This is a genomic window from uncultured Oceanicoccus sp., from assembly GCF_963968385.1.
GTDB lineage: Bacteria > Pseudomonadota > Gammaproteobacteria > Pseudomonadales > Dasaniaceae > Oceanicoccus.
In genome coordinates this window covers 1-4,961 of record NZ_CAXAHB010000098.1, presented here as the reverse complement: position 1 = coordinate 4,961, position 4,961 = coordinate 1, and the positions used below count along the sequence as shown (strand labels likewise).

Genomic DNA, 4,961 nt, shown 5'->3' with positions numbered 1-4,961 from the left:
AGTTGCGTCGTAACAGTCCGAATCAAAGTTTTATGATCCTTGAGTCTCGTGCTGTGAGTGGTGGTACTTGGGATTTATTCCGCTACCCGGGTATCCGGTCCGATAGCGATATGTATACCTTTAGCTATGGTTTCAAGCCGTGGACCGACAAGTCTGCCATTGCTGATGGCCACAAGATTCTCAGTTATATTCGTGAAGCAGCTGCAGAATATGATGTAGAGCGTCATATTCGCTATCAGCACAAGGTAGTCTGCGCTCATTGGTCATCGGCTGATAATCGCTGGTTGGTGACCGCTGAGCGCGGTGGTAGTGGTGAGCAAGTGACGATAAGCTGCAAATTTATTTTAAATTGTAGTGGCTATTACGATTACGAACAGGGTTATACCCCTGAATTTGCTGGTATCGATACCTTTAAGGGTCAAGTCTTGCATGCCCAGCATTGGCCTGAAGATTTGGCCTATCAAGATAAGCGTGTTGTGGTTATTGGTAGTGGTGCTACCGCAGTCACGCTGATACCGTCGATGTCCAAACACACGGCTAGTCTGGTAATGTTGCAACGTTCACCAACTTACATCGCTAGCACGCCAGAAGAATCTTCCCTGAGCAAGGTGTTGCGTAAATGGTTGCCGCAAAGTTGGGTTTTCCGCCTGACCCGCTGGTGGAAAGTGCTATTCCAAATCTTTTTCTACCAGATATCCCGTAAGAAACCGGAACAGATAAGAAATTATCTGCTTGACGGAGTGCGCCAAGCACTGGGTCCAGACTATGATGTTGATACCCACTTTACGCCTGACTATAAACCTTGGGATCAGCGCATTTGCGCCGTTCCTGATGGCGATTTGTTTACTGCCATACGCGAAGGTCGTGCCGAAGTGGTGACCGATCATATTGATCAATTTAATGAAGAGGGCATCCTGCTAAAATCTGGCAGGCAACTCAACGCCGATATTGTGGTGCTGGCGACGGGACTGAACTTGAAGTTTGTCGGCGGGGTTGAGTATAGCGTTGACGGCAAGGTGTGCGACTTTGCTGATCATTATGTCTTTAGAGGAATGATGTTTTCCGATTTGCCGAATATGGCCTTTGCCGTGGGTTATACCAATGGATCCTGGACACTCAAAGTTGATTTAACCGGCAAGTATGTTTCTCGATTACTGAATAAAATGGAAAAGCATGGCTACAGCTGTGTCATTCCGCGTTTAAAAGAAGATATTGAGGAAATGCCGCTGTTGGATTTTGAATCCGGTTATGTGTTGCGTTCGAGAGCGTTATTCCCCAAGCAGGGGAACCGACTACCATGGAAGATCTATCAAAATTACATTAAAGATTTTATTAGTTTGCGCCTTGGGCGCTTAAATGACAATGAATTAGAGTTTCGGTAAACGTCTGCGTTGTTATCTGCATAATCTAATAAGTTAGTCCTACTAGGTCAATGGGCAAGAATTAACGATGTCGATGATTGTTTTAATATTACTGGTTTTACTGCTGGCCTTACACGCATACCGTGAGTACTGGTTTAGGTGTGATCTAGAGCAGATTTATACCGGTGAGTTTGAAGGCGAATTGATGAAGGTGGGGGCAACCTATATCGCCCGCAGACCGGCTAGAAACGATAGCCAGCGCACTATTCTCTGCTTTCCAGGATTTCTTGAAGATATGCGCTACTTCCAGCATGTTTATAAAGAACAAGACGCAGAACTTATTCTCGTTAACAACGCCAATTACCACTGTCCATTTCCAGTATCTGATGTTACGCAGCTAGAGTGGCCGGAAAATCCCTATACCATAGGGACTATCGAGCACGATGCTTTTTATCTGGGGCTTGTGCTGGAACGTCTGGCCAATGGGCGAGAGGTTTGTTTACATGGTCATTCGCGAGGCGGTGCTGTGGTACTGGAAACAGGCCGGCAGTATCCTGCAGCGATGAAATCGAGCCAGCGGTCTGTAAGCGCTATTTTGGAAGCCGCTGTCCTACCGCAGGCACGGGCTTCGGGTAGAGCTTCTGACCCTATTGCGCACCTTTTTATCTGCTATTTCTTGCCGATTTTCTTTGGTTTATCGCGTCACTGGAGCCAACAGCGCTTACTGAAACTTCCTATGATGCGACCTACCAATGCGCTGAAAACCGAACTGTTAATCTCTATCTTCAGTACCGCCCGAAACTATGCCACTTGTGTTAGTAATATAAAATCCATTTATACGTGGCAGCGCACCATGGGCTTTGATCTCTATGAGAATTACTCCTCACTGACTTTGTTAATCGGTGAGCGCGATAACACTTTGGACATGGCCACTATGGAATCCAGTGCAAAGCAGGGTCGGGCGCGCAATAGTGGCCTGACAATTATCCAAACTGTTGGCACCAATCACTTTATCAGCCTTGAGCAGCCGGAAACGATACGTGCTATACACTAGGGCTGCGCTATCGTTAATTTTCGCTGTTGCGATATATAGCTTGCAACGGCCCGGTAAAAAGTAATTTCTTTTTTTACTCACATAACCTCCTAGCTATCACCACAGTTTTACATGATGAATTTACGCAGCATAGTTAGTTGTTTGCGCAGTTTATCGTCATTGGTGTTTAATGACTTCAGGCATGGTTTGAATGAGTGTCTAGAGGGAGAGCTTGTTAATCACTTGGTTAGAATCAGCTTGCCGGATTTGGTTACTCGCAGTATGTAGTCTTGCCCTTCATGTTCGATGGTCAGAGTATGGTTTCCTGCAAATAGCTTTGCAGAGTTAATCCGTTGGTTGGCCGTATTAGAGCGTTTTTGTGCTGTCCGTTTTTGGTTGGTAGTATTGGCTGGCTGCGTCAAAATGTGTTACCTGTTTTGTTTACCCCCGTTAACCTGCCGATCGATCAGCTGGTGATCAACCATCCTAAGGGTATGATTATTAGCTAATAGTAATGATAATGATTTGCATTTACAAATAAAATTTTCTATTCTCTGCGCCGATTTAGACAAAGTCAGGCGAGCGCAATGGAATTTATAAAGCATTATTTAGATTATGGGGTGATCGGCATATTGGGTGTCATGAGCCTGTTTGTGGTTGGGTTTAGCATTGAGCGGTATCTGTATTATCGCTCGGTAAGAGTCAGTCAGTTCGTCAGTTTTGAGGATTTGCAGGTTAACCTGACCCAACACCTCACACTGATTTCTTCTGTGGCAGCCAATGCGCCCTATATCGGTTTGTTGGGTACAGTCTTTGGCATTATGGTCACCTTTGACGATATCGGTAATAGCGGCAATATCGATACTCAGTCGATTATGGTGGGGTTGGCACTAGCGCTAAAGGCCACAGCCATGGGTTTGTTTGTGGCTATTCCAGCGATGATTTTCTATAACGCTTTATTGCGAAGGGTTGAGGTTTTATTGGCAGAGTGGAAAAGCTGTTTTGATGAGGTAAGTCCCAGTGAAACGCTTTGATAGCATCAATATGATTCCGTTTATCGATATTATGCTGGTGTTGCTGGCGATTGTACTAACCACTGCTAGCTTTGTTTCGAGTCGCCAGATAGAAATTGATTTGCCTGTCGCAGAATCAGCCGTTGCGGCCTCTAATCAGCAGGGCGTGGAGTTATCTTTGACTCACCCCAGTGGTCTTTACTTCAACCACGACTCGATTAATACACAAGAGTTGGAATCGCGCCTTAGTGAGTTGGACAAGACGACGCCGATTGTATTTAGAGTGGATCGAGAGGCTTCCTTTGATCGTTTTGTAGCGGTGGTTGACCAGTTAAAGCAGCAGCAATTGGCTTCGTTATCGATTCTAACCAGTGATGCGCTATGAGTTTCAGTCGACATAGTGCTGTCGGTTTTTCTATTTCGGCGCTATTGCATATTAGCCTGCTGGTATTCATGTTAGTTGGTGGTTGGGGGCAAGCTCCATCGTTACAAGCTCCGGCGGAGGTGCCACTGACTTTATCAATGTTTACGTCGCAGCCCATAGCTAAAAAGCCAGCCAACAAACCGGTTACTCATGCACAAGTGCATGCTGAAATGCTGCCGGTGGAAACTCGGTCTATACCGGATAAATCGGTTAAAGTCCCAGTCGCAAAACCGGTTGAAGAAAAAGACAAACCTGAATCGGAAGCTAATCCATTAGCTGAACCATCAAAGACCGATACCGCTGAGTTTGACGCCACTGAACCTCTCGACGACAGTGCAATCGAAGCGGAGGCCTTGCTGGCTTCAGCAGACCCTGAACAGGTGGGAGAGCGGGTCAATCTTGACCCTGGGTTGCTCAGTTCAATAGAGGAAGACTATAAATCAGCCCTACGGCTTGCTATAGAAGCAAAAAAGTTTTACCCCAAAAAGGCTCGCCGGATGCGGCGTGAAGGTCTGGTTGAAGTGGACTTTACTATTGAGTTTAGTGGCTTGATTAAAAATATCAGTATTTCAAGCTCCTCTGGTGTGGAGTTGTTGGATAACGCCGCTCTGCAAGCAGTGCAGGCGCTACGGCAGTTCAGGCCCATCCCCGATGAGCTAAACCGCAACCAGTGGCCAATGCGCATTCCGGTTGAGTTCAGTTTGTTGTCCATATAGATAGAAATTGTAAAAAATTCACTTGAATATTCAATTGTAAATGAGTATTATTCTCATTAATGAGTTTTATCCTTGTCGATATCGACGGCGATTAACCATTAAATAGTTGTTTTCGAAGCTCCCTCTTAGAAACGCTATTTGCCAGCCACCCGTTCTTCTCGGTAAGCCAGCCCCTTATTTTACGCTAACACCTGTCCGCAAATTCGACTGTGGACTGGGTGTGGTTTGCATATTGCTGTTAGTCAGCTATGTGCGGATAACTAATAATTTTTTAATAACCTCGAGGTGCGTTATGACTAAGCAATTGTTAAAAACAGCTATGGCTGGCTCCGTGGCCTGTGCCACATTATTGATGGGTTCCAGCCTAGTTCAAGCTGCCACTTACTCGGCTACACAGGATACTTATATCTATGA

At 45.7% G+C, this 4,961-nt stretch carries 6 protein-coding genes; all 6 read left to right on the top strand.

The window, feature by feature from the left end; all coding sequences use genetic code 11:
- Positions 1-1,382, top strand: a 1,382-nt coding sequence (locus AACP44_RS08440) for an NAD(P)/FAD-dependent oxidoreductase (protein ID WP_339340088.1), incomplete at its 5' end; no start/stop codon positions are given.
- 67 nt (positions 1,383-1,449) lie between these two features.
- Positions 1,450-2,415, top strand: a complete 966-nt coding sequence (locus tag AACP44_RS08435; protein WP_339340087.1) for an alpha/beta hydrolase — start codon at positions 1,450-1,452, stop codon at positions 2,413-2,415.
- Positions 2,416-2,526: 111 nt separating this feature from the next.
- Complete coding sequence (locus AACP44_RS08430; RefSeq protein WP_339340086.1) at positions 2,527-2,682, top strand: hypothetical protein; 156 nt, start codon at positions 2,527-2,529, stop codon at positions 2,680-2,682.
- A 299-nt stretch (positions 2,683-2,981) separates the two neighbouring features.
- Complete coding sequence (exbB, locus tag AACP44_RS08425; protein WP_339340085.1) at positions 2,982-3,428, top strand: TonB-system energizer ExbB; 447 nt, start codon at positions 2,982-2,984, stop codon at positions 3,426-3,428.
- On the top strand, positions 3,415-3,792 hold the full coding sequence (locus AACP44_RS08420) for a biopolymer transporter ExbD (protein ID WP_339340084.1): 378 nt from the start codon (positions 3,415-3,417) through the stop codon (positions 3,790-3,792). Before exbB ends, AACP44_RS08420 begins: the two co-directional genes overlap by 14 nt.
- Positions 3,789-4,547 carry an energy transducer TonB gene (locus tag AACP44_RS08415; RefSeq protein ID WP_339340083.1) on the top strand — a complete coding sequence of 253 codons (759 nt, stop codon included), beginning with the start codon at positions 3,789-3,791 and terminating at the stop codon, positions 4,545-4,547. Before AACP44_RS08420 ends, AACP44_RS08415 begins: the two co-directional genes overlap by 4 nt.
- Positions 4,548-4,961: the final 414 nt, after the last annotated feature.

Excerpts from the sequence above, each read along its gene's own strand:
- exbB (WP_339340085.1), top strand. The coding sequence starts at position 2,982 with ATGGAATTTATAAAGCATTATTTAGATTATGGGGTGATCGGCATATTG.
- AACP44_RS08415 (WP_339340083.1), top strand. The coding sequence starts at position 3,789 with ATGAGTTTCAGTCGACATAGTGCTGTCGGTTTTTCTATTTCGGCGCTA.
- AACP44_RS08430 (WP_339340086.1), top strand. The coding sequence starts at position 2,527 with ATGATGAATTTACGCAGCATAGTTAGTTGTTTGCGCAGTTTATCGTCA.
- AACP44_RS08435 (WP_339340087.1), top strand. The coding sequence starts at position 1,450 with ATGTCGATGATTGTTTTAATATTACTGGTTTTACTGCTGGCCTTACAC.